At 70.7% G+C, this 20,256-nt stretch carries 18 protein-coding genes, 1 other RNA gene and 1 pseudogene; 13 read left to right on the forward strand and 7 right to left on the reverse strand.

All coding sequences use genetic code 11. The features are described from left to right. Positions 1-100: 100 nt before the first annotated feature. Positions 101-292, reverse strand: coding sequence for a hypothetical protein (locus tag ACQY0Z_RS10700; RefSeq protein ID WP_019525816.1), 192 nt, complete (start codon positions 290-292; stop codon positions 101-103). A gap of 332 nt (positions 293-624) precedes the next feature. Between ACQY0Z_RS10700 and ftsE the strand changes: the two genes are divergently transcribed. From ftsE to ACQY0Z_RS10730, 6 genes are all read left to right on the forward strand, one after another. Then, positions 625-1,314 (forward strand): cell division ATP-binding protein FtsE, encoded by a 690-nt coding sequence (gene ftsE / locus ACQY0Z_RS10705; protein ID WP_019525817.1) that lies wholly within the window; start codon positions 625-627, stop codon positions 1,312-1,314. Between the two features lie 29 nt (positions 1,315-1,343). Beyond that, a complete protein-coding gene (ftsX, locus tag ACQY0Z_RS10710; protein ID WP_019525818.1) occupies positions 1,344-2,261 on the forward strand; it encodes a permease-like cell division protein FtsX in 918 nt (305 codons plus the stop codon). A 67-nt stretch (positions 2,262-2,328) separates the two neighbouring features. Further along, positions 2,329-3,489, forward strand: a complete 1,161-nt coding sequence (locus tag ACQY0Z_RS10715) for a S41 family peptidase (protein WP_439812169.1) — start codon at positions 2,329-2,331, stop codon at positions 3,487-3,489. A 60-nt stretch (positions 3,490-3,549) separates the two neighbouring features. Further along, complete coding sequence (gene smpB, locus ACQY0Z_RS10720; protein ID WP_019525820.1) at positions 3,550-4,029, forward strand: SsrA-binding protein SmpB; 480 nt, start codon at positions 3,550-3,552, stop codon at positions 4,027-4,029. A gap of 117 nt (positions 4,030-4,146) precedes the next feature. Then, positions 4,147-4,550, forward strand: a transfer-messenger RNA (tmRNA) gene (ssrA, locus tag ACQY0Z_RS10725). Positions 4,551-4,706: 156 nt separating this feature from the next. Continuing rightward, the gene (locus tag ACQY0Z_RS10730; RefSeq protein ID WP_189897764.1) at positions 4,707-5,687 is read left to right on the forward strand and encodes an extracellular catalytic domain type 1 short-chain-length polyhydroxyalkanoate depolymerase; all 981 of its coding nucleotides are present in this window, start codon (positions 4,707-4,709) and stop codon (positions 5,685-5,687) included. Between the two features lie 3 nt (positions 5,688-5,690). Here ACQY0Z_RS10730 and ACQY0Z_RS10735 read toward each other — a convergent pair whose 3' ends face one another. Both ACQY0Z_RS10735 and ACQY0Z_RS10740 read right to left on the reverse strand, forming a co-directional pair. Next, complete coding sequence (locus ACQY0Z_RS10735) at positions 5,691-6,698, reverse strand: LacI family DNA-binding transcriptional regulator (protein ID WP_347226489.1); 1,008 nt, start codon at positions 6,696-6,698, stop codon at positions 5,691-5,693. 97 nt (positions 6,699-6,795) lie between these two features. Continuing rightward, positions 6,796-8,109 (reverse strand): MFS transporter, encoded by a 1,314-nt coding sequence (locus ACQY0Z_RS10740; protein WP_254587749.1) that lies wholly within the window; start codon positions 8,107-8,109, stop codon positions 6,796-6,798. Between the two features lie 84 nt (positions 8,110-8,193). Here ACQY0Z_RS10740 and ACQY0Z_RS10745 point away from each other — a divergent pair, with 84 nt between their 5' ends. The 4 genes from ACQY0Z_RS10745 (at position 8,194) to ACQY0Z_RS10760 (ending at position 14,241) form a co-directional block, all read left to right on the forward strand. Then, positions 8,194-9,177: a LysR family transcriptional regulator gene (locus ACQY0Z_RS10745; protein ID WP_439812170.1), complete on the forward strand. Its 984-nt coding sequence runs from the start codon at positions 8,194-8,196 to the stop codon at positions 9,175-9,177. A gap of 299 nt (positions 9,178-9,476) precedes the next feature. Next, entirely contained in the window at positions 9,477-10,769 is a 1,293-nt protein-coding gene (locus ACQY0Z_RS10750) for a hypothetical protein (RefSeq protein WP_439812171.1), read from the forward strand. Further along, positions 10,769-12,967: a polysaccharide deacetylase family protein gene (locus ACQY0Z_RS10755; protein WP_254587752.1), complete on the forward strand. Its 2,199-nt coding sequence runs from the start codon at positions 10,769-10,771 to the stop codon at positions 12,965-12,967. The genes ACQY0Z_RS10750 and ACQY0Z_RS10755 overlap by 1 nt, the downstream gene beginning before the upstream one ends. Beyond that, the gene (locus tag ACQY0Z_RS10760) at positions 12,964-14,241 is read left to right on the forward strand and encodes an acyltransferase family protein (protein WP_189897770.1); all 1,278 of its coding nucleotides are present in this window, start codon (positions 12,964-12,966) and stop codon (positions 14,239-14,241) included. Before ACQY0Z_RS10755 ends, ACQY0Z_RS10760 begins: the two co-directional genes overlap by 4 nt. A gap of 88 nt (positions 14,242-14,329) precedes the next feature. On the opposite strand, the pseudogene ACQY0Z_RS10765 reads toward ACQY0Z_RS10760, so the two are convergent. Further along, positions 14,330-15,088, reverse strand: a pseudogene (locus ACQY0Z_RS10765) (DNRLRE domain-containing protein); the annotation flags it as partial. A gap of 40 nt (positions 15,089-15,128) precedes the next feature. Continuing rightward, positions 15,129-16,337: an IS256 family transposase gene (locus ACQY0Z_RS10770; protein ID WP_381731694.1), complete on the reverse strand. Its 1,209-nt coding sequence runs from the start codon at positions 16,335-16,337 to the stop codon at positions 15,129-15,131. A gap of 393 nt (positions 16,338-16,730) precedes the next feature. On the opposite strand from ACQY0Z_RS10770, the gene ACQY0Z_RS10775 reads away from it, so the two are divergent. Beyond that, positions 16,731-17,600, forward strand: a complete 870-nt coding sequence (locus ACQY0Z_RS10775) for a hypothetical protein (RefSeq protein WP_189897772.1) — start codon at positions 16,731-16,733, stop codon at positions 17,598-17,600. A gap of 31 nt (positions 17,601-17,631) precedes the next feature. Here the strand turns inward: ACQY0Z_RS10775 and ACQY0Z_RS10780 are convergent, their stop codons facing one another. Beyond that, positions 17,632-17,805 carry a DUF397 domain-containing protein gene (locus tag ACQY0Z_RS10780; protein WP_189897773.1) on the reverse strand — a complete coding sequence of 58 codons (174 nt, stop codon included), beginning with the start codon at positions 17,803-17,805 and terminating at the stop codon, positions 17,632-17,634. Between the two features lie 11 nt (positions 17,806-17,816). Continuing rightward, positions 17,817-18,671, reverse strand: coding sequence for a helix-turn-helix domain-containing protein (locus ACQY0Z_RS10785; RefSeq protein ID WP_190000873.1), 855 nt, complete (start codon positions 18,669-18,671; stop codon positions 17,817-17,819). 226 nt (positions 18,672-18,897) lie between these two features. Here ACQY0Z_RS10785 and ACQY0Z_RS10790 point away from each other — a divergent pair, with 226 nt between their 5' ends. Both ACQY0Z_RS10790 and ACQY0Z_RS10795 read left to right on the forward strand, forming a co-directional pair. Then, complete coding sequence (locus tag ACQY0Z_RS10790; protein WP_189897775.1) at positions 18,898-19,371, forward strand: ATP-binding protein; 474 nt, start codon at positions 18,898-18,900, stop codon at positions 19,369-19,371. 26 nt (positions 19,372-19,397) lie between these two features. After that, entirely contained in the window at positions 19,398-20,192 is a 795-nt protein-coding gene (locus ACQY0Z_RS10795; protein WP_189897776.1) for a hypothetical protein, read from the forward strand. The last annotated feature ends 64 nt before the right edge of the window (positions 20,193-20,256 follow it).

A 20,256-nucleotide genomic window follows, 5' to 3' on the forward strand; every position in this document is an offset into this window, starting at 1 on the left:
TACGCACCGTACGCACGACATGACGCAAGGGCCCGGAGCGCCGCCGCGCTCCGGGCCCTCGCCGTGTCTGTGGGACTTGTGGGGCTTCTGGCCGTCGTGGTCAGACGGTCTGGTGGGCGAGCAGCGCCACCGCCGCCACCAGCACCGCCAACAGGACGATCAGGGTCATCGGGGTCAGCCCCGCGAAGAAGTTCTCCTGCTGCATCCGCTCGCGGTTCGCACGGCACACGGGGCACCGGCCCTCGCTCACGGGCGCGGCGCAGTTCGCGCACACCAGCCGGTCGTACGTCATGCGCTCGCCCTCCTCGCGCCGATCTCTGGGGTTCAACGCCCACCACCGCGTGAACGTTCCCCTTCCACTGTGCCAGGTTCCTCCGGAAGCTGCGCCGGGTCGCTCACGGAGAGGGTGGTTCATGAGGATGCGCGGCTGCGGCGCCGTTGGGTTGCTCGCGCCCACGCGGCGGAGCCGCACATGTCACAGCCCCGCGCCCCTGGGGACGCTGCCCTTGTCCGGCACCGGAACAAAGGGCGCATCTCTTCCACAACCCCCTCCGGTGACTGCGCTCGGCTCCCCGGGTCGCGTAAGGTCACGCTCATCTACCCCCGGCTACCCGTGGTGCATCCGTGATCCGATTCGACAACGTGTCCAAGGTCTACCCCAAGCAGACCCGCCCAGCCCTCCGGGACGTCTCCCTGGAGGTCGAGAAGGGCGAGTTCGTGTTCCTCGTCGGGTCCTCCGGCTCCGGTAAGTCCACCTTCCTGCGGCTCGTCCTGCGCGAGGAGCGGGCCAGCCACGGGCAGGTGCACGTCCTCGGCAAGGATCTCGCCCGCGTCTCCAACTGGAAGGTGCCGCAGATCCGGCGGCAGCTGGGGACCGTGTTCCAGGACTTCCGCCTGCTGCCGAACAAGACGGTCGGCGAGAACGTGGCCTTCGCGCAGGAGGTCATCGGCAAGTCGCGCGGCGAGATCCGCAAGTCCGTGCCGCAGGTGCTCGACCTGGTCGGGCTCGGCGGCAAGGAGGACCGCATGCCGGGCGAGCTGTCCGGCGGTGAGCAGCAGCGCGTCGCCATCGCGCGGGCCTTCGTCAACCGGCCCAAGCTGCTCATCTGCGACGAGCCCACCGGCAACCTCGACCCGCAGACCTCCGTCGGCATCATGAAGCTGCTCGACCGGATCAACCGGACGGGCACCACCGTGGTGATGGCGACGCACGACCAGAACATCGTGGACCAGATGCGCAAGCGCGTCATCGAGCTGGAGAAGGGCCGCCTCGTGCGCGACCAGGCACGCGGCGTCTACGGCTACCAGCACTGACGCTCCACGGAAAGGCTTGATCAGACGCCATGCGCGCCCAGTTCGTCCTGTCGGAGATCGGCGTCGGTCTCCGCCGCAACCTGACGATGACCTTCGCGGTCGTCGTCTCCGTCGCCCTGTCGCTCGCCCTGTTCGGCGGGTCGCTCCTGATGAGCGACCAGGTGAGCACGATGAAGGGCTACTGGTACGACAAGGTCAACGTCTCCATCTTCCTGTGCAACAAGTCCGACGCCGAGTCCGACCCCAACTGCGCCAAGGGCGCGGTGACCGACGACCAGAAGGGCCAGATCAAGGCCGACCTGGAGAAGATGTCGGTCGTCGACACGGTGACGTACGAGTCGCAGGACGAGGCGTACAAGCACTACAAGGAGCAGTTCGGCGACTCGCCGCTGGCCAGCTCCCTCACGCCGGACCAGATGCAGGAGTCGTACCGCATCAAGCTGAAGGACCCGGAGAAGTACCAGGTCATCGCGACCGCCTTCGACGGGCGGGACGGGGTGCAGTCCGTGCAGGACCAGAAGGGCCTGCTGGACAACCTCTTCGGCCTGCTGGAGGGCATGAACATCGCCGCCCTCGCCATGATGGCGCTGATGCTGGTCGTCGCCCTGATGCTGATCGTGAACACCGTCCGGGTGTCCGCCTTCAGCCGCCGGCGCGAGACCGGGATCATGCGCCTGGTGGGCGCCTCCGGCTTCTACATCCAGGCGCCGTTCATCATGGAGGCCGCGGTCGCCGGACTGATCGGCGGCACCCTCGCGTGCGCCTTCCTGCTCCTGGCGCGGTACTTCATCATCGACCACGGGCTCGCCCTGTCGGAGAAGCTGAGCCTGATCAACTTCATCGGCTGGGACGCCGTCCTGACGAAGCTTCCGCTCATCCTGGCGACCAGCCTGCTGATGCCGGCGTTGGCCGCGTTCTTCGCGCTGCGCAAGTATCTGAAGGTGTGACTCTTGCCAACCGGGGCGCGCGGCCAACAGGCCGTGCGCCCCTTCGCGTTGTCCTAGACTCACCGGCATGTCAGGTCGTGACCCGTTCTGTCGGCCCCGCAGCGTCCGCCGCGGCGCCGCCCTGACCTTGGTCTTCGCGAGCGTGCTCGTCGCCGGCGCGGCCACGGGCAGCCTTCCCGGCACCGACCGCGGGGACGCCGCGGACGGCGCCGCGCAGGCCGCTCCCGTCGGCCACCACGCCGAGGTCGCCCGGGCCGCCGAGGAGGCCGCCGCCCACGGCGGGTCCCCGCTGGAGGCCGCGGAGCGCGCGGTCAGCCGCAGCGGCGACCGCTGGGGCGCCGTGTACTCGCGCGGCGAGTACGAGGAGTTCGAGGCCACCCTCGACGGCGCCTACACCGGCGTCGGACTGTGGGCCCGCGAGCGGGACGGGCGGATCGAGGTGAGCAGGGTCGGCAGCGGCACGCCCGCCGCCGAGGCCGGCATCCGCGCGGGCGACCGGCTGCGCAGCGTCGACGGCAAGAAGGTCGACGGGCGGCCCGTCACCGAGGTCGTCTCGCTGCTGCGCGGCGACAGGGAGGGCAAGACCGCCGGCAGCACCGTACGGCTCGGCCTGGAGCGCGGCTCGCGGTCCTGGAGCGAGACCGTGCGGCGCGCCCGGCTCTCCCGGGAGACGGTCACCGTCCGCTCCCTGGCCTCCGGCGTCACGGTCATCCAGGTGTCCGCCTTCACCAAGGGCTCCGGCGAGCGGGTCGGGGACGCCGTGCGCGGGGCGCCGAAGGAGTCCGGCATCGTCCTCGACCTGCGGGGCAACCCCGGCGGCCTGGTCGCCGAGGCGGTCACCGCGGCCTCCGCCTTCCTCGACGGCGGCCTGGTCGCCACCTACGACGTCTCCGGGGAGCAGCGCGTCCTGCACGCCGAGCCCGGCGGCGACACGAAGAGACCCCTGGTCGCGCTGGTCGACGCGGGGACGATGAGCGCCGCGGAGCTCCTCACCGGCGCCCTCCAGGACCGCGGACGGGCGGTCGTCGTGGGCTCCCGCACCTTCGGCAAGGGCTCGGTGCAGATGCCGACCGAGCTGCCCGACGGCTCCGTCGCGGAACTGACCGTCGGCCACTACCGCACCCCCTCCGGCCGCGGCGTCGACGGCCGCGGCATCACCCCCGACCTCGAGGCGGGCGGGCAGGCGCTGGAGCGCGCCGAGACGGTCATCAGCGGACTCGGCAGGTGAGGCGCCCCCGGTAATCGGCTTCCCCGGGACCCCCTCCGTAGTGCGAAAATGGGCGGCACTATGGCTAAGGAAAAAGGGCGCAAGCTGATCGCGCAGAACAAGAAGGCGCGCCACGACTACCTCATCATCGACACCTACGAGGCGGGCCTGGTGCTCACCGGTACCGAGGTGAAGTCGCTGCGCCAGGGCCGGGCGTCGCTGGTGGACGGCTTCGTCCAGCTCACCGACCACGAGGCGTGGCTGCACAACGTGCACGTCCCGGAGTACAGCCAGGGCACCTGGACCAACCACAGCGCCCGGCGCAAGCGGAAGCTGCTCCTGCACCGCGAGGAGATCGACAAGCTGGAGGCCAAGTCCCAGGAGACCGGCCACACCATCGTGCCGCTCTCCCTGTACTTCAAGGACGGCCGGGCGAAGGTCGAGATCGCGCTCGCCAAGGGCAAGAAGGAGTACGACAAGCGACAGACGCTGCGCGAGAAGCAGGACCGGCGGGAGGCCGAGCGGGCGATCTCCGCGGTCCGCCGCAAGCAGCGGGCCTGAGGCTTCCGGACCTCGCGGGAATAGGCTGGCATCGACCCGCGTTGGTCACGTACGATGGCTTCGCGCCTCACTGAGGGTGCGGGTCACCTCCTCCGGGAGGGTTTGACAACACAACATGGGGATGATCGGTTTCGACAACGGCTGTCGAAGCAGGGGAAGCGTGTCGAGGAAGCGGCCATGATCTCGTAAACCACAGGCCGAAAAAAATAATCGCCAATTCCAAGCGATCCATCTCCCAGGGCGAGCTCGCCCTCGCTGCCTGATCTTCAGGTAGCGAGCAGCGGCTCCCCTACTCAAGGGAGTGTCAGCCCGGGAGTGTTCCCGACCCGGTTCCTGGCATCATCTAGGGAACTAAACCTTGATCCCGGTCACGGGGTGAAAAGGGAAATCCAACAGTGACTGGGCCCGTCGGAGACTTGTCGGCGTGATCTCCGGGGCCGAGAAAAGCACAGCCGACTGCACACGGAGAAGCCCTGCTTCTGCACCGTTGGACGCGGGTTCGATTCCCGCCATCTCCACTTACCCCATGTGGGCACAGGCCCCGTCGCGCGAGCGGCGGGGCCTGTGTCATGCGCGGACACATGCCCGTCCACATGCCCGGCCACATGGGCGCACCCCCGGGATGTGGGGGCCGCACCCATATCGGTGGGTGGTTCACGCTTCTACCTTCGCTCTCCATGACACAGACCAGAGCCGCACTGCGCCCCACCGTGCTGACGGCCCTCCTGGCCGCGCTCCTCTCCGTCCTGCTGTCCCCCGCGCCCGCCTCCGCCGCCTCCCTCCAGGAGGTCACCGGCTTCGGCGGCAACCCCGGCGCCCTGAAGATGTACCGCTACGTCCCCGACGGGCTGCCCGCGGGCCGCCCCGTGGTCGTCGCCCTGCACGGCTGCACCCAGAACGCCGCCGGGTACGCCTCCGGCACCGGCTGGACCACCCTCGCCGACCGCTGGGGCTTCTCCGTGGTGCTGCCGCAGCAGCAGAGCGGCAACAACCTCAGCCAGTGCTTCAACTGGTTCGAGTCCGCCGACATCAAGCGCGGCCAGGGCGAGGCCGCCTCGGTCGCGCAGATGGTCGACCGGCAGCTCGCCGACGTCTCCGGCGACCCGTCCCGCGTCTACGTCACCGGGCTGTCCGCCGGCGGCGGGATGACCGCCGTGATGATGGCCGCCTACCCGGAGAAGTTCGCCGCGGGCGGGATCGTCGCCGGACTGCCCTACGGCTGCGCGCAGGCCGCCGGGACGGCGTACGTGTGCATGTACGTCGGGGCCACCCAGACCCCCGCCCAGTGGGGCGACCGGGTGCGGGCCGCGCGGCCCGGGTACACCGGGCCCTGGCCTGCGCTCACCGTGTTCCAGGGCACGGCCGACTACACGGTGAAGCCGGCCAACATGACCGCCCTGGTCGACCAGTGGACCGACGTGCACGGCGCCGACCGCACCGCCGACGTCAGCGACACCGTCGCCGGGTACCCGCACCGCGTCTACCGGGGTCCCTCCGGGAACGCCGCCGTGGAGACGTACAGCATCACCGGGATGGGGCACGGCCAGCCCGTCGACCCCGGGAGCGGGGACGCGCAGTGCGGGGCGGCCGGGTCGTACTTCCTGGACGTGAACCTGTGCGCCGCCTACCGGCTGGGGAAGGCCTGGCAGCTCGGCTGAGTCTCAGTGCCCGCGCGGCGCCGTGCTCGCCCGCTCCGTCAGCCGGGGCGGCAGCAGGGTGGTGCCCGGTACGGGGGCCCCGGACAGCTTCCGTACCAGCAGATGCACCGCGCGGGCGCCCAGCTCGGCGGCCGGCACGGCCACCGACGTGACCGGGACGCGGGCCGCCGCGGCCACCGGGGACGGGCAGACGGCGGTGAGGGACAGATCGCCGGGGACCCGCATGCCCAGCTCCTCGAACGCCTCGATCAGAGGGTCGACGAGCGGCTCGTTGTGCACCACCACCGCGGTCAGCGCGGGCACGTCGCGCAGCAGCCGCTCCACGACCGCGCGGGCCGCGTCCCGGCCGGTGCCGCACGGCAGCACCGTCGAGGCGAGCCCGTGCCGGTCGGCGGCCGCGGTGAACCCTTCCACCAGCCGCCGGGCGAACGCCGTGCGCCGCACGTACACCTCCGGCGGCGAGCCGACCAGCGCCACCGCGCGGTGCCCGAGCCCCGCCAGATGATCCACGCACAGCTCCCCGGCCGCCCGGAAGTCCAGGTCGACGCAGGTCAGGCCGTCCGCCTCGGCGGGCACCCCGATCAGCACGGACGGCAGGGAGCAGGAGCGCAGCAGCGGCAGCCGCGCGTCCTGCAACTGCACGTCCGTCACGATCACCCCGTCCGCGAGCCCCGTCTCCGTGACCCGCCCGATGCCCTCGTCGCCCTCGCCCTGGGTGAGCAGCAGCACGTCGTGGTCGCGGGCGCGGGCGGCGGTGACCACCGACACCGCGAACTGGGTCACCACCGGCACATGGATGCCGGGCCGCATCGGCACCGCCAGCGCGAGCACCTTCGCCCGGGCCCCGCTCCGGAACCGCCCGCCGCCGTCCGCGCGGTAGCCCAGCTCGCGTACCGCCGCCTGCACCCGGCGCCGGGTCGCGTCGGAGATCGGCCGCTTGCCGCTCAGCGCGTACGAGACCGTACTGGGGGAGACGCCGGCGCGCCGGGCCACATCCGTGATCTTCACCATCGGGAGTCCTCGTGGGCACGGTCCGTGGGGGGAAGAAGCGGCCGACGCCCTGTCGAAGCGCTTCGACGGGTGAAGGTATGTGCACGATCTGTGGCCGTCAATGGTGCGGACGGTGATCCGTGGAGCGGTTCGACGAGCCGAACGCGAGGAGGGTCCCGGCGACCGCGAAGGCGGTCAGCGCCGCCGCCACCGGCACTCCGTACCCGGCGGTGGCCGAAACGTGCTCCACGATCCAGCCGCCGGCCGCGCTGCCGCCGGCGATCCCGCCCAGCAGCCCGGTGACCGCCAGCGTCATGCCCTCGTTCAGCCGTCCCTCGGGGGTGTGCCGCTGCACCAGGGTCATCGTGGTCACCATCGTCGGGGCGGTCGCCATGCCCGCCACCAGCAGCGCCCCCGCCAGGACGAGCAGCGAGCCGGTGAGGGCGGCGGCCAGCAGCGGCAGCGTCATCAGCACGGCCATCGCGGCCAGGCACCACAGCAGCCGGGACCACGCGGACCCGGCCGGGCGCACCGCCCCGTACAGCAGGCCCGCCACGCAGGAACCGGCCGCCTGGAGCGCCAGCACCGCCCCGGCCGCCGTACGGTGCCCCTGCCCGTCCGCGAACGCGATCGTCACGACCTCCATCGAGCCGAACACCCCGCCCGTCGCCAGGCACACCAGCAGCAGCGGCCGTACGCCCGGCGCGCCCAGGGGCGCCCTTCCGGTGGCTCGGCGGACGGCCGGGGGCTCCGTGGAGCGCTGCGCGGTGAACAGCGTGACGCCCGTCAGCAGCAGCACCGCGCCCGTCAGCGTCCCCGCCTCCGGGAAGAACGTCCCGCACAGCACGGCCGCGAGCACCGGACCGAGCATGAAGCACAGCTCGTCGGCGGCCTGCTCGAAGGAGTTCGCGGTGTGCAGCGCATCGGGTCTGCCCTGCAGCAGATGCGCCCAGCGGGCCCGGGACATGCCCCCGGTGTTCGGGGTGGTGGCGGTCGCCGCGTACGCGGCGAACAGCGTCCAGTCCGGGGCGTCGTACCGCACGCACAGCACCAGCGCCAGCGAGCCGAGCACCGCGATCAGCGTGGCCGGCAGCGCGACCCGGGCCTGCCCGTGACGGTCCACCAGGCGCGCGGTCCACGGGGCGACCACCGCCGTGGCGGCGAGCCCGGTCGCGGTGACGGCGCCGGCCAGGGCGTAGGACCCGCGGCTCCCGGCGATCATCACGATCGCGCTCAGCGCGAACATCCCCATCGGCAGCCGGGCGAGCAGGTTCCCCGCGGTGAAGGCGCGGGCCCCGGGCACCGCGAACAGACGGCGGTACGGGCCCGGCTCGCGCGGGGGTCGGGGCTCGCGGGGTGTGAAGTCGACGGCCACGAGGGTGTCGGCGGTGACGGTGAACAGGCGGGTGTCCCGCGAGGTCGGCTGCGGCATGACCTCACCGTCCCGCCTGGCGGGGTGGCCGGTCCAACACCTGTTCGGCGCTCATTGACGCACCTGTGTTGTAGGTTCGCGGCCATGTCCGCACACGCCCACATCGACCCCCGCCTGCTGCGCGCCTTCGTCGCCGTCGCCGAGGAACTGCACTTCACCCGCGCCGCCGCCCGCCTCTACGTCGCCCAGCAGGCGCTCAGCCGGGACGTGCGGCGCCTGGAGCGGGAGCTGGGCTGTGAGCTGTTCGTCCGCAGCACCCGCCGGGTCACGCTCACCGCCGACGGCGAGCGCCTGCTGCCGTATGCCCGCGCCGCGCTCCAGGCGCAGGACGACCTGCTCGCCGCCGCCGGACAGAGCCGCCCGCTGCTGGTGGACCTCAACTCGCCCGGCCTCGGAACCCACCGCGAGGTGCTGCACCGGGCGCGGGAGCGCGCCCCCGGGCACGAGCTGATGGCCCGTTACGAGAGCGGGCTGACCTGGGCGGCGGGGGAGCTGCTCGCGGGGCGGCTCGACGCGTCGTTCGGCCGGTTCGCGGGGCTCGCCCCCTCCGTGCGGGCCGGGCTCGACCAGCAGCCGGTGCGGTACGAGCCGATGGCCGTGCTGCTCCCCGAGGGCCACGCCCTGGCCGGGCTGCCCGAGGTGCCGCTCGCCGCGCTGGCGGGCGAGACCGTCTACGCCGGGGCGGGCAACACGCGCACCGAGGAGTGGACCGACCTGGCGCGGCGGCTCTTCGACGGGCGGGGCATCGACCTCGCGCCGCCCGCGCCGCTGGCGGTGGGGGAGGAGGAGTTCCAGCGGGTGATGGCGCGGTCCCGGAACCCCGTCCTCGCCGTGGTGAGTTTTCCGCCATTGCCGGGGACGGTTTCGCGACCCCTGGTGGAGCCGGTACCCCTCTCACCCGTGTCCCTTGTGTGGCGAAAGGGAATGATCCACCCCGCTTTGGAGGAACTGTGCAGGTCCGCGGCCGAATTGGCCGCCGAGCGGAGTTGGTTGCAGCGTCCCGTGGACTCCTGGCTCCCGGCATCGGACGCCGCTGTGATGGGAGCGCACCCAATGTCTCGCTGCTGACACAAAAGGTCGCGCCGCAAACACACAACCCCCGCGTGCGCTACATTCGATGCTCGAGCACGGTGTGATAAACGGGGCGCTCGGAGCGGGTGGGGGCCCGGTCCGTCGACGGGTGCTCGGGTCGTACGCGCGCCGATGGTTCCGTTGGGGGGAAGTGCGAGCGCGTGGATAAGTGGCGAGAAGACGCCCAACCGGGGCGGCCGCGGTCGGCCGACGGATCCCGGAGGTTCGCGGAAGCGGACGAGGACGCCCGTGAGACACGGGTGCTCCCCCTGGCGGAGAGACCCGCCGAACCCGGAGTGAGAGACGGCGCGGAAACCTTCCGCGCCGGTTCCGGTTCCGGGTCCCTGGACGAACGCTGGGCGCGGCTCGGCGTGTTCCCGTCCGGGAACGGCAGGGACGAGGACCGTACGCAGGTGCTGCCCCCGACCGGGGGTGACGACCGGACCGAGGTGCTGCCCGGGACGGCCGGCCGCCCCGGCGCGTCCGGCGCGCCCCGGTACGGCGGTGAGGACCGCACCCAGGTGCTGCCCGAGGTGGGCGGCGGTCCGGGGGCGACCTCCCACGCGGGTGACGGACTCGGCGCGTCCGGAGGCGCCCGGCACGCCGCCGGCCCCGCGGCGTCCGCCGGACGGGACCGCTTCGACGCCTTCCGCAAGCCGTCCGCGCCCGCCGCACCCCGGCCCGCCGAGGACGCCTACGACTCCGAGCGCACCACCGCCCTGCGCGTGCCGCGCCCCGCCGCCGCGTCGGCCCCGGCCGCTTCGGCGGCTCCCGCCCCGGCCGCCGACGCCGCCGTCCGCGACCCGTGGCAGGACGACCCCACGACCGAGGCCACCCACGACCCGCACGAGGTGACGGTCCAGCTCGACGCCGTGCAGATCGGCGCCGGCGGTGTGCTGAGCCGTACGCCCCGAGCGGGCGCGCCGGCCGAGGCCGCCCCCGTGTTCGTCGACGAGTCGGGCCGCCGCAACCGGCTCTACCGCCGTATCGGCCTGGCCGTCGGCCTCGCCTGCGCGGGCTACGCCGTCGTCATGGTCGCCACCCTGCTGTCCGGCAACTCCGACGCCCCCTGGATGCCCGTACCGGGCCAGGAGGAGAAGCCCGCCGAGCAGGTCGAGACCACGCCCCGGCCCTCCGCGACCGACCCCGCGCCCAGCTCCGGCACCAGCCTCGACCCCGGCCTCGGCACGCCCACCCCGGGCGCCTCCGACCTGCCGGGGCCCGGCGTCTCCGCCCCCGTGGCGGGCGGCACCGGCGGCAGCGTGCAGCAGCCGGACGGCGGCTCCCCGGCGACCACGCCGGCGGGCCGCGCCAGCTCCCAGCCGGCCACCGGCGGCGTCGGAGGCGGCGCGACCACCGGGACCACGCCCCCGGCCGGCGGCGGCACCGCCACGCAGCCCACCACGCCGACGGCCCCGGACGACACCACGCCGCCCGACACCACCGACCCCACCGGAGGCGGCGGCGGTGAGGTGAGCGGCACCGACACCCTGTCCGCCCCCTCCGCCGACCAGCCGGTCGCCGCCGAACCCGCCGCGGGCGCCGACTCCGACCCCGCCGCCGCACCGTCCCCGGAGAACGTCATCTGATGGCATCACCGTCCCACCGCCGCCGGGCGCCCCGCCCGGACCGGCGCGGCGCACTGCGCCGTCGCGTACCGCTGCGCCTGCTGCTGCCGCTGCTCGTCCTGGTCGCCCTCGCCGCCATGCTGATGCTCCGCGGCTATGTGCACAGCGAGATCCTCGCCGACCACCGGGTGCAGGACCCCGCGCCCACCACCGAGGTGCCCAAGGACGTGCTCGAGGGCGGACCGGTGATAGACGCCCGCACGGGCAAGGCCGCCACGCTGAGCGTGCCGGACCGCCACCTGGTGCTCACCTTCGACGACGGCCCGGACCCCATCTGGACGCCGAAGGTGCTCGACGTGCTGAAGAAGCACGACGCGCACGCCGTCTTCTTCGTCACCGGCACCATGGCCTCCCGGTACCCGGACCTCGTCCAGCGCATGGTCGACGAGGGGCACGAGATCGGCCTGCACACCTTCAACCACCCCGACCTGTCGCTCCAGTCCAAGAAGCGCATCGACTGGGAGCTGTCGCAGAACCAGCTCGCCATCACCGGCGCGGCCGGCATCCGCACCTCGCTGTTCCGCCCGCCCTACTCGTCGTTCTCCGACGCCATGGACAACGCGTCCTGGCCGGTCACCCAGTACATCGGCAGCCGCGGCTACCTCACCGTCGTCAACAACACCGACAGCGAGGACTGGAAGCGGCCCGGCGTCGACGAGATCATCCGCCGCGCCACCCCGGAGAAGGGCGAGGGCGCCATCGTCCTCATGCACGACTCCGGCGGCGACCGCAGCCAGACCGTGGCCGCCCTCGACCGGTTCCTGCCCGATCTGAAGGCCAAGGGCTACGAGTTCGACAACCTGACCGAGGCCCTGGACGCGCCCAGCGCGCACAGCCCGGTCACCGGACCCGAGCTGTGGAAGGGCAAGGCCTGGATCTTCCTGGTGCAGGCCTCCGAGAAGATCACCGACGTGCTGGTCGTCGGCCTCGCCGTCATCGGCACCCTGGTCATCGCCCGCTTCGTGCTGATGCTGCTGCTGTCCGGCGCCCACGCCCGCCGGGTGCGCCGCAGGGGCTTCCGCTGGGGTCCGCCGGTCACCGAGCCGGTCACGGTGCTGGTCCCGGCGTACAACGAGGCCAAGTGCATCGAGAACACCGTCAACTCCCTGATGGCCAGCGACCATCCCATCGAGGTGCTGGTCATCGACGACGGGTCCACCGACGGCACCGCCCGCATCGTCGAGGCCATGGGCCTGCCCAACGTCCGGGTCATCCGCCAGCTCAACGCGGGCAAACCCGCAGCCCTCAACCGGGGCCTGGCCAACGCCCGTTACGACATCGTCGTGATGATGGACGGCGACACGGTCTTCGAGCCGTCCACCGTCCGTGAGCTGGTCCAGCCGTTCGCAGACCCGAGGGTCGGCGCCGTCGCCGGCAACGCGAAGGTCGGCAACAAGGACAGCCTCATCGGCGCCTGGCAGCACATCGAGTACGTGATGGGCTTCAACCTGGACCGCCGGATGTACGACATCCTGCGCTGCATGCCGACCATCCCGGGCGCCGTCGGCGCCTTCCGGAAGTCGGCGCTGGAGCCCATCGGCGGCATGAGCGACGACACGCTCGCCGAGGACACCGACGTCACCATGGCGCTGCACCGCGCCGGCTGGCGCGTGGTCTACGCGGAGAACGCCCGCGCCTGGACCGAGGCCCCGGAGTCCGTCCAGCAGCTGTGGTCGCAGCGCTACCGCTGGTCGTACGGCACCATGCAGGCCATCTGGAAGCACCGCCGCGCGGTGATCGACAAGGGTCCCTCCGGCCGCTTCGGCCGCATCGGGCTGCCCTTCGTCTCCCTGTTCATGATCGTGGCCCCGCTGCTGGCCCCGCTGATCGACGTCTTCCTGCTCTACGGCATCGTCTTCGGCCCGACCGAGAAGACGATCACGGCGTGGCTGGGCGTCCTCGCCATCCAGGCGGTCTGCGCGGCCTTCGCCTTCCGCCTCGACCGCGAACGCATGACCCACCTGATCTCGCTGCCGTTGCAGCAGATCCTCTACCGCCAGCTCATGTACGTCGTGCTGCTCCAGTCCTGGATCACCGCACTCACCGGCGGCCGCCTGCGCTGGCAGAAGCTGCGCCGCACCGGCGTCGTCGAGGCGCCCGTCGCCGGAGCGGTGCCGGGCCAGAGCCGGCGCGGCGATGATCGGAGGCCCGTGGCATGACCCACGGATACACGACCGGTACGGGCGTGAGCCCGGAACCGGCGGGCCCGTGCGGAACACCGCACGCCGACGTCCCGCAGCAGCGCACGACCGAGCCCGTGCCCGCCCCGGAGCCCGGGAAGCCGGGCCGCGACCGGTACCTGGACCTGCTGCGCTCCATCGCTCTGGTCCGCGTCGTGGTGTACCACCTCTTCGGGTGGGCCTGGCTGTCGGTGCTGTTCCCGTCGATGGGCGTGATGTTCGCGCTGGCGGGCTCGCTGATGGCGCGGTCGCTGAAGCGTCCGGCGTGGAGCGTGATCCGCGGGCGGGTCCGTCGGCTGCTGCCGCCGTTGTGGGCGTTCGCGGCGGTCGTGCTGACGCTGTTGTTCGTGGTCGACTGGAGCCCCTCGAAGGACCCGGACCAGGACGGGGTCTGGGGTCTGATCAACCTGGTCAACTACGTCGTCCCGATCGGCGCCCCGCCCTACCCGGTGGAGGCCGGAGTCGTGGGTCCGCTGGAGAGCACCTGGGCGGACGACACCGTGGGGCCGCTGTGGTACCTGCGCGCCTACCTGTGGTTCGTCATCGCGTCGCCGCTGCTGCTGTGGCTGTTCCGCAAGGCTCCCTGGCCGACACTGCTCGCGCCGCTCGGCCTGACGGCGATCGTCGGCACCGGCCTGGTGACCATCCCCGGCGAGCTGGGCAACGCGGTCACCGACTTCGCGGTCTACGGCGGCTGCTGGGTCCTCGGCTTCGCCCATCACGACGGCATGCTGAAGCAGATCCCGCGGTACGTCTCCGTCTCCTGCGCGTCCCTGGTGATGGCCTTCGGCCTGTGGTGGGCTTCGGGCCACCTCGGTTCCTCGGGCTGGGACCTCAACGACATTCCGCTGGCCGATGCCGCCTGGTCGTTCGGTTTCGTGGTGATCCTGCTCCAGTACTCCCCGTCGTGGCGGGAGCTCCCCGGACGCCTGGCGAACTGGGACAAGCTGGTGACCCTGTCCAACAACCGGGCGGTCACCATCTACCTGTGGCACAACATGATGATCATGGCGACGTTCCCGATCATCGACCTGCTGTACGAGCTTCCGTTCATGCAGAGCGAGCGGGCGACAGCCGCTCTCGACAGCACGTACACGCTCTGGACGTTCGCCCTGGTCTGGCCGCTCATCGGCCTGATGATCCTCGCAGTCGGCTGGATCGAGGACCTCGGGGCGAAGCGTAAGCCACGCCTGTGGCCGAACGGCAGCAGGAGCAAGCGCCCCCAGCCGGGCGCCGGGGCGCACCGGGGCTGACGGTCACGGCGCTGACGCGCGAAACGGGCGAGGGCCGTCGGACAACACCTCCGACGGCCCTCGCCCGTTTCGCCTGCGGCCGTGCGGCTCAGCCGATGGCGATGCGGGTCTTCCAGTAGCTCGCCGTTCCGATGATCTCGGTGCCGGATCCGGACAGGACGGTCCTGCCGCCGGCGTAGAAGCGTACGGTTCCGTCGGTGCGCGCGGTCCAGATGTCGGGGATGGCGTCGCCGTTGGCGTCGGGGGTGCCGATGAGCAGGTAGATGCTGGAGCTGCCCCAGCCGGAGGAACCGTAGACGGCGTCGACCCCGTCGGCGGAGTTGGCGGCGGAGGCCAGGGAGGTCAGGTCGGTTCCGCCGGCGGCGGCCTTGATGCCCTTGCGGAAGAGGAGCCGGCCCGAGACGTCGGTGCGGTAGACCAGGTCCGTCACCCCGTCGCCGCTGATGTCCGCCACGGTGACGATGTCGCGGTCGGCCCAGGGGGTGGAGGACAGCCGGATCGCCTTGTCGATGCTGGCGCCGTGGTAGCCGGTGAAGGCCCAGATCTCCTCGCCCACGGTGGCGAAGAAGTCCGTGCGGCCGTCCACGGTGGCGTCGCCGGCCGAGACGATCTGGGTGAGGGAGGCGGGGCTGGGCGCGTTGTCGGGGAGGAGGATCTCCACCCGTCGGTCGATGTCGACCGCGCCGTAGCCGTCGCCGGGGTAGACCCAGAGCTTGCCGCCGACGCGGACGATGAGGTCCTGGAGGCCGTCACCGCCGTAGATGTCGCCGTTGTGGGTGATCAGGCCGCCCTTGAAGTGGCCGGAGGGCGCGGCGACGTACGGGGGCAGGTCGTCGCCGCCCGGGTCCGGGAGTGTCTGCGGAACGGTGTAACTCCGTTGGTTGATTTCAGTTGTTGGCGGTGCCGAGGGTGAGTCGGCCGTCGAACGCGATGTCGAAGGCATTCAGGGCCGGCTTCCAGCGGCGGGTCCACGCCTTCGTGCCGGTGCCTTTCGGGTCCAGGCTCATGATCGCCAGGTAGACGCACTTGAGGGCGGCCTGGTCGGTCGGGAAGTGGCCGCGGGCCCGGACGGCCTTGCGGATCCTGGCGTTGACCGATTCGATCGCGTTGGTCGTGCAGATGATCTTTCGGATCTCCGCATCGAAGGAGAGGAAGGGCACGAACTCCGCCCAGGCGTTCTCCCAGAGCCGGACGACGGCCCGGTACTTCGTCCCCCACTTCTCCTGGAACTCGCCGAACCGCTCGGCTGCCGCGGCCTCGGTCGGAGCCGTGTAGACAGGCCGCAGGTCCTTCGCGAGCTTCTCCCAGTCCTGCCGGCCCGCGTAACGGAAGCTGTTCCGCAGCAGATGAACCACGCAGGTCTGGACCACGGTCAGGGGCCAGACGCGGGTCACGGACTCGGGAAGTTCCTTCAGTCCGTCGCAGACGACCATGAGGACATCCGCGACGCCTCGGTTCTTGATCTCGGTGAGGACGTGCTGCCAGTACTTGGCTCCCTCACTGCCGTCTCCGACCCACAGGCCGAGGATGTCGCGGGTTCCTTCCGCGGTCACGGCGAGCGCCATGTAGACGGGTCGGTTGGCGACTTGGCCGTCGCGGATCTTGACGTTCACGCAGTCGATGAATACGACCGGGTAGACGCGGTCGAGCGGACGGTTCTGCCACTCGGTCATCCGCTCGAGCACGCTGTCCGTGATCGTGGAGATCGTCTGCTTGGACACCTCGGCGCCGTAGACCTCGGCGAGGTGCGCGGAGATTTCTCCGTGGGTGAGGCCCTTCGCCGACAGCGACAGCACCATCTCGTCGACGCCGGTCAGTCGCCGTTGCCGCTTCTTCACCAACTCCGGCTCGAACGATCCGTTCCGGTCGCGCGGGACGTCGATCTCCACCGGCCCGACCTCCGTCGTCACCGTCTTCGACCGGTGCCCGTTGCGGTAGTTCCCGCTGCGGCCGTCCTCGGTCCGCTGGCCGTTCTCCCGGCCGAGATGGTCGGTGAGCTCGCCCTCCAGGGCTCCTTCCAGCACCAGTTTCGTCAGCTGGGCGAGGAGTCCTCCCTCTCCGGTCAGGCTCACACCGTCAGCCTTTGCCTGAGCCATCAGCTGGGCCACCAGAGACCTGTCCAGAGACGGCGCAGCCGTCTCTTCGTCCACTTCAGTGGTCGAACGCGTATTCTGCTTCACGGTCCTGCTCCCATCGGTCACAGCAGCCTTAACTGCTGCCACCTAGCGGGGAGTTACACCGTTCACGCTACAGACCCGGCACGGCAACAATCATGATCGGTTCAGCCCTGCAAAGGGTGACAAGATGAGCGTGTTTCCGGGTACCAGGACATACGGTCAAGCGCGTCTCCTCGAACAGCGGATGATGGAGTACTTCGGTACCTACGTCGGGAGGGGGCCAACGTATCGAGGGAATCGCGACAACCCGATGGAGTCAGGAAAAAAGCCCGCATATCTTGCCTACGAGAGCTATAAGAATGGAGGGTGCCCGTGAGTGGCGAACGTGTGAACGCAAAGCTGAGGGCGATTCTGCTGGAGTTCTCCGAGACTGCAGGTGGCCGGCCATCCTTGAAGGAGTTCTTGGAGCTCTTCAAGTGGTCATCGGAAGCCATTTACTCTGCCCCTCTCGAATTTGAGGCCACTCTGGCGGACGGAACCGCCTACTCTGGCCCGGCAGAGTCCAGGGTGTCCGAAATGGGTGACTCGGTGTTCACGGACGTGGCTGACTTCCTAGCGGGCCTGTCCGATGAGGACGGTGGGGGCCCTGTACCCCCGAATGACCTGGCGAACATCCTGCTGGAATTCGTCAACAGCGAAGCGGCGAACCTCGTGGATGTGTCCGCTGGGGATATCTCCCGCCTCGTAATTGCAGGAGCAGGGAGTTCTGCCCGGCCCGAGGTGGGGGACATTCTTGCTGTTCCCGTCGATGACGCCTGGTATGCGGTGATCGTGGTCGCGCGCAACAGGTTCGGCGTGGCGTTCGGAATCTTCGGAGAGAAGTTCCGTTCCCTCGACGCTGTGCACCCCGAACATTCCTCCGCATGCAAGTTCCCCGTTTACAGTGATGATACGGAGGTCGTGAACGGATCATGGCAAGTGGTCGGGCGGGATGAGGGTCTGCTTTCCGCATTTCCGGCCGAGCCGGAAATTTACCACTCGCCGAATTTGGCATTTCCGGGGTTCGACTTCGGCGAGTTCGGTTCCGCTGAGAGTCCCTCCGGTGCTGTCAGGCTGATCGACGGTGCTGAGGCGAGTGCCGTCGGTATTTCGACCGGAAGCTACCGGCAGGCGTTCACCGGGAAATTTCTGCAGCAGTCCCTGGATGATTTGGTGAAGCGCTGGCGTCAATCTGAGCTGTAGCAGAAGAAGAGAAGGCCGCCGGAGTCGGCGGTCACTTCTTGATGTGCGTGAGGAAGGCGGCCCACGCGGTGGGGGAGAGGCCGAGCCGCGGGCCGGACGTCGTCTTCGAGTCGCGTATGAGGACGGCGGCGGCCGTGGGGGCTATCTCTACGCAGTTCGAACTGTCGCCGCTGTGGGACGACTTGCGCCAACGGATGGTCTGCACGGTGTTCCTTCTCAGGCTTTCCGGATGAGGTTGTGGATGAAGTTGCGGGACTCGGTGGGATCGAGTGCGCAGGACGTCATGTGGTCCAGTACGGCTCGGTACTTGGCCAACTGTGCCTCCGCGTCCAGGAAACCGCAGCCCCCGTGGTGCGTGTCCAGTTGGACCGTGTCGAGCTGCGGTACGGCGCCCATGAGGTAGTCGAATGACTGGCCGGTGCTCGGGAAGTGGTCCGTGCCGAACGGGATCACCCTGATGGTGACATGGGGCAACTCGCCCATGTCGAGCAGGTGTGTGAGCTGGCCGTGAGCCACCGAAGAGCCGCCGAAGCCCATGCGGAGGGCCGCCTCGTGAATGATCGCCGAGTAGGACGGCGGATCCTCTCGGTGCAGGATGCCCTGCCGTTTGATGCGGTACGTGAGACGGTGCTCGATCTCGTACTGGCGCATGGGCGGCACGACGGTCCGGAAGAGGGCGCGGGCGTGATCGGTGGTCTGCAACAGCGCCGGAATGTGGATCACCAGCGCGACGCGTAGCGCGGTCGTGTGGTGTTCCAGCTCCGCCAGGTCGACCAGTGCGGCGGGCAGATGCTCGCGGTACTCGTCCCACCAGCCCCGGCGTCGGCGCCCGGTCATGGCGGCCAGCGCGTCGACCAGAGCCTTGTCGGAGCACTCGTAGGCGGACGCCATCCCGCGCACGAGGTCGGCGCTCACCGGGCTGCGACCGGTCTCGATCATGCTCACGCGCCCTTGGTTGACGCCCAGGTGCTCGGCGGCCCGGGTCACCGTGAACCCCGCCTTCTCGCGGAGTTTGCGCAGCTCGGCGCCCAGTCTCCGTTGCCGCAGCGTCGGATTGTTCGTGGGCGGCACAGCGTGTCCTTCCTGGCCGCGAAGCGGCTCTCACGTCCCTCACACGAGCTAAATAGAGATGAACCTCCCGCACCTGGGAGATCTATCTTCCAGATCGGCTCTACCGTAGCGGTATCGCTCACACGTCGCGCTCGTAAGCCGGAAGCGCACCGACCAAGGCACTGCCACCGCCCGGCGTGGCCGTGAGTGCGAAACCCAAGTCCCCTTCTGATCCCCGGAGACACCCATGGTCACCGTAGCCCCGCCCCGCTCCTGGGCGTACGCCCTTCGCCTCCCCCGTGACCCCCGCGCGGTACGCGTCGCACGCATGACGGTGCGGGCGGCGCTCGACGGGCACGGCAGGCAGGACGCCCTCGACGTCGTGGAGTTGCTGACGTCGGAGTTGGTCACCAATGCCTACCTGCACACCAAGGGGCCCGCGTCCCTGCGGCTCACCGGGCTGAGCGACGGCCGGCTGCGGGTCGGCGTGTGGGACAGTCACCCGTACGTCCCGGCCCCGTTCAGCGGGGCTGGTGGCGACGACTCCGTTCCGCCCGCTCGGCCCGGCGCCGAATCCGGGCGGGGACTGCGTCTCGTGCAGGAGTACGCCGACTCCTGGGGTGGGTGGTCCCTCGGCGACGGCGGGCCGAGGCGAGGAGCCGGGAAGCTGCTCTGGTTCGAGGTGGGCGGGCGTGCCACACTGCCCCTGTTGCTGAAGTGAACGGTGGGCCAGGGGGCGCGGGGCGAATGAGCAAGCGGCAGACGCAGAAGATGATGCAGTTGATGGCGAGCGGGGAGCCGGTGGAGCTCACCAGTCCCATGGCATCCGTGAAGAAACTCGCCCGACTCGCCTTCGTCGCCCAGCAGTTCGGCTACGAGTACGCCGACGTCCGGCAGGGCGGCGGGAACAACAGCCAGCTGAAGATGCTGATCGTGCCCGACCCCAGCCCGCAGGCGCGGGCCCGCGCCGCGCAGAACTGGGCGCAGTATCCCAACGCCCACGACGGCGTCTCCGTGCCGCCGCTCGTGCCGGACGCGTTCGAACTGCTCAAGGCGCGCATCAACTTCGACCTCACCGGCAAGAGCGCCGAGAAGCGCATGGGCTACGGCGCGATCGGCGTCTCCATCGGCTCCGTGATCATCGCCTACCGGCTGGGCGGCACCTCGGACGACTTCGTGATCGCGGGGATCATCTGGCTGGCCCTCATGGCGGTCTTCGGCATCGGGTTCGTCGTCACCCGCAAGCGCAACGCCAAGTTCGCGGCGCGGCTCCAGGCGGCCGGTTTCGCACCGGTGGCGGACGAGACGGGCCGCGTGCGCTACCTGCCTCCGGGCTCCGGCACGCCGTACGGGGGCGGCCCGTACGGGCCGTACGGCGCGCAGGCCCAGGGCGCGCCGCCGTTCCCGCAGCAGCAGCCCGCCCCGGGGTACGCGCAGCCCGGCCCGTACGCCCAGCAGCCGCCCGCCTACGGCCAGCCGGGCCCGTACGGCGTACCGCCGCAGCAGGCGCCCGGCCCCTACGGGCAGCCCCCGCAGCACTGACCCTCACCGCGCCGTCGGTGACCGGTGACGGACTTCTCTCACCCCGCCCCCGGCGGGGGTGAGA

The sequence above is a fragment of the Streptomyces sp. P9-2 genome, from assembly GCF_051903975.1.
Lineage (GTDB): Bacteria > Actinomycetota > Actinomycetes > Streptomycetales > Streptomycetaceae > Streptomyces > Streptomyces cellulosae.

Bases quoted from the DNA above. Each gene is read 5' to 3' on its own strand.
- ACQY0Z_RS10760 (WP_189897770.1), top strand. From the start codon at position 12,964: ATGACCCACGGATACACGACCGGTACGGGCGTGAGCCCGGAACCGGCG.
- ACQY0Z_RS10745 (WP_439812170.1), top strand. From the start codon at position 8,194: ATGTCCGCACACGCCCACATCGACCCCCGCCTGCTGCGCGCCTTCGTC.
- ACQY0Z_RS10790 (WP_189897775.1), top strand. From the start codon at position 18,898: ATGGTCACCGTAGCCCCGCCCCGCTCCTGGGCGTACGCCCTTCGCCTC.
- smpB (WP_019525820.1), top strand. From the start codon at position 3,550: ATGGCTAAGGAAAAAGGGCGCAAGCTGATCGCGCAGAACAAGAAGGCG.
- ACQY0Z_RS10735 (WP_347226489.1), bottom strand. From the start codon at position 6,698: ATGGTGAAGATCACGGATGTGGCCCGGCGCGCCGGCGTCTCCCCCAGT.
- ftsX (WP_019525818.1), top strand. From the start codon at position 1,344: ATGCGCGCCCAGTTCGTCCTGTCGGAGATCGGCGTCGGTCTCCGCCGC.
- ACQY0Z_RS10715 (WP_439812169.1), top strand. From the start codon at position 2,329: ATGTCAGGTCGTGACCCGTTCTGTCGGCCCCGCAGCGTCCGCCGCGGC.
- ACQY0Z_RS10770 (WP_381731694.1), bottom strand. From the start codon at position 16,337: ATGGCTCAGGCAAAGGCTGACGGTGTGAGCCTGACCGGAGAGGGAGGA.
- ACQY0Z_RS10730 (WP_189897764.1), top strand. From the start codon at position 4,707: ATGACACAGACCAGAGCCGCACTGCGCCCCACCGTGCTGACGGCCCTC.
- ACQY0Z_RS10755 (WP_254587752.1), top strand. From the start codon at position 10,769: ATGGCATCACCGTCCCACCGCCGCCGGGCGCCCCGCCCGGACCGGCGC.
- ACQY0Z_RS10795 (WP_189897776.1), top strand. From the start codon at position 19,398: ATGAGCAAGCGGCAGACGCAGAAGATGATGCAGTTGATGGCGAGCGGG.
- ACQY0Z_RS10740 (WP_254587749.1), bottom strand. From the start codon at position 8,109: ATGCCGCAGCCGACCTCGCGGGACACCCGCCTGTTCACCGTCACCGCC.
- ACQY0Z_RS10700 (WP_019525816.1), bottom strand. From the start codon at position 292: ATGACGTACGACCGGCTGGTGTGCGCGAACTGCGCCGCGCCCGTGAGC.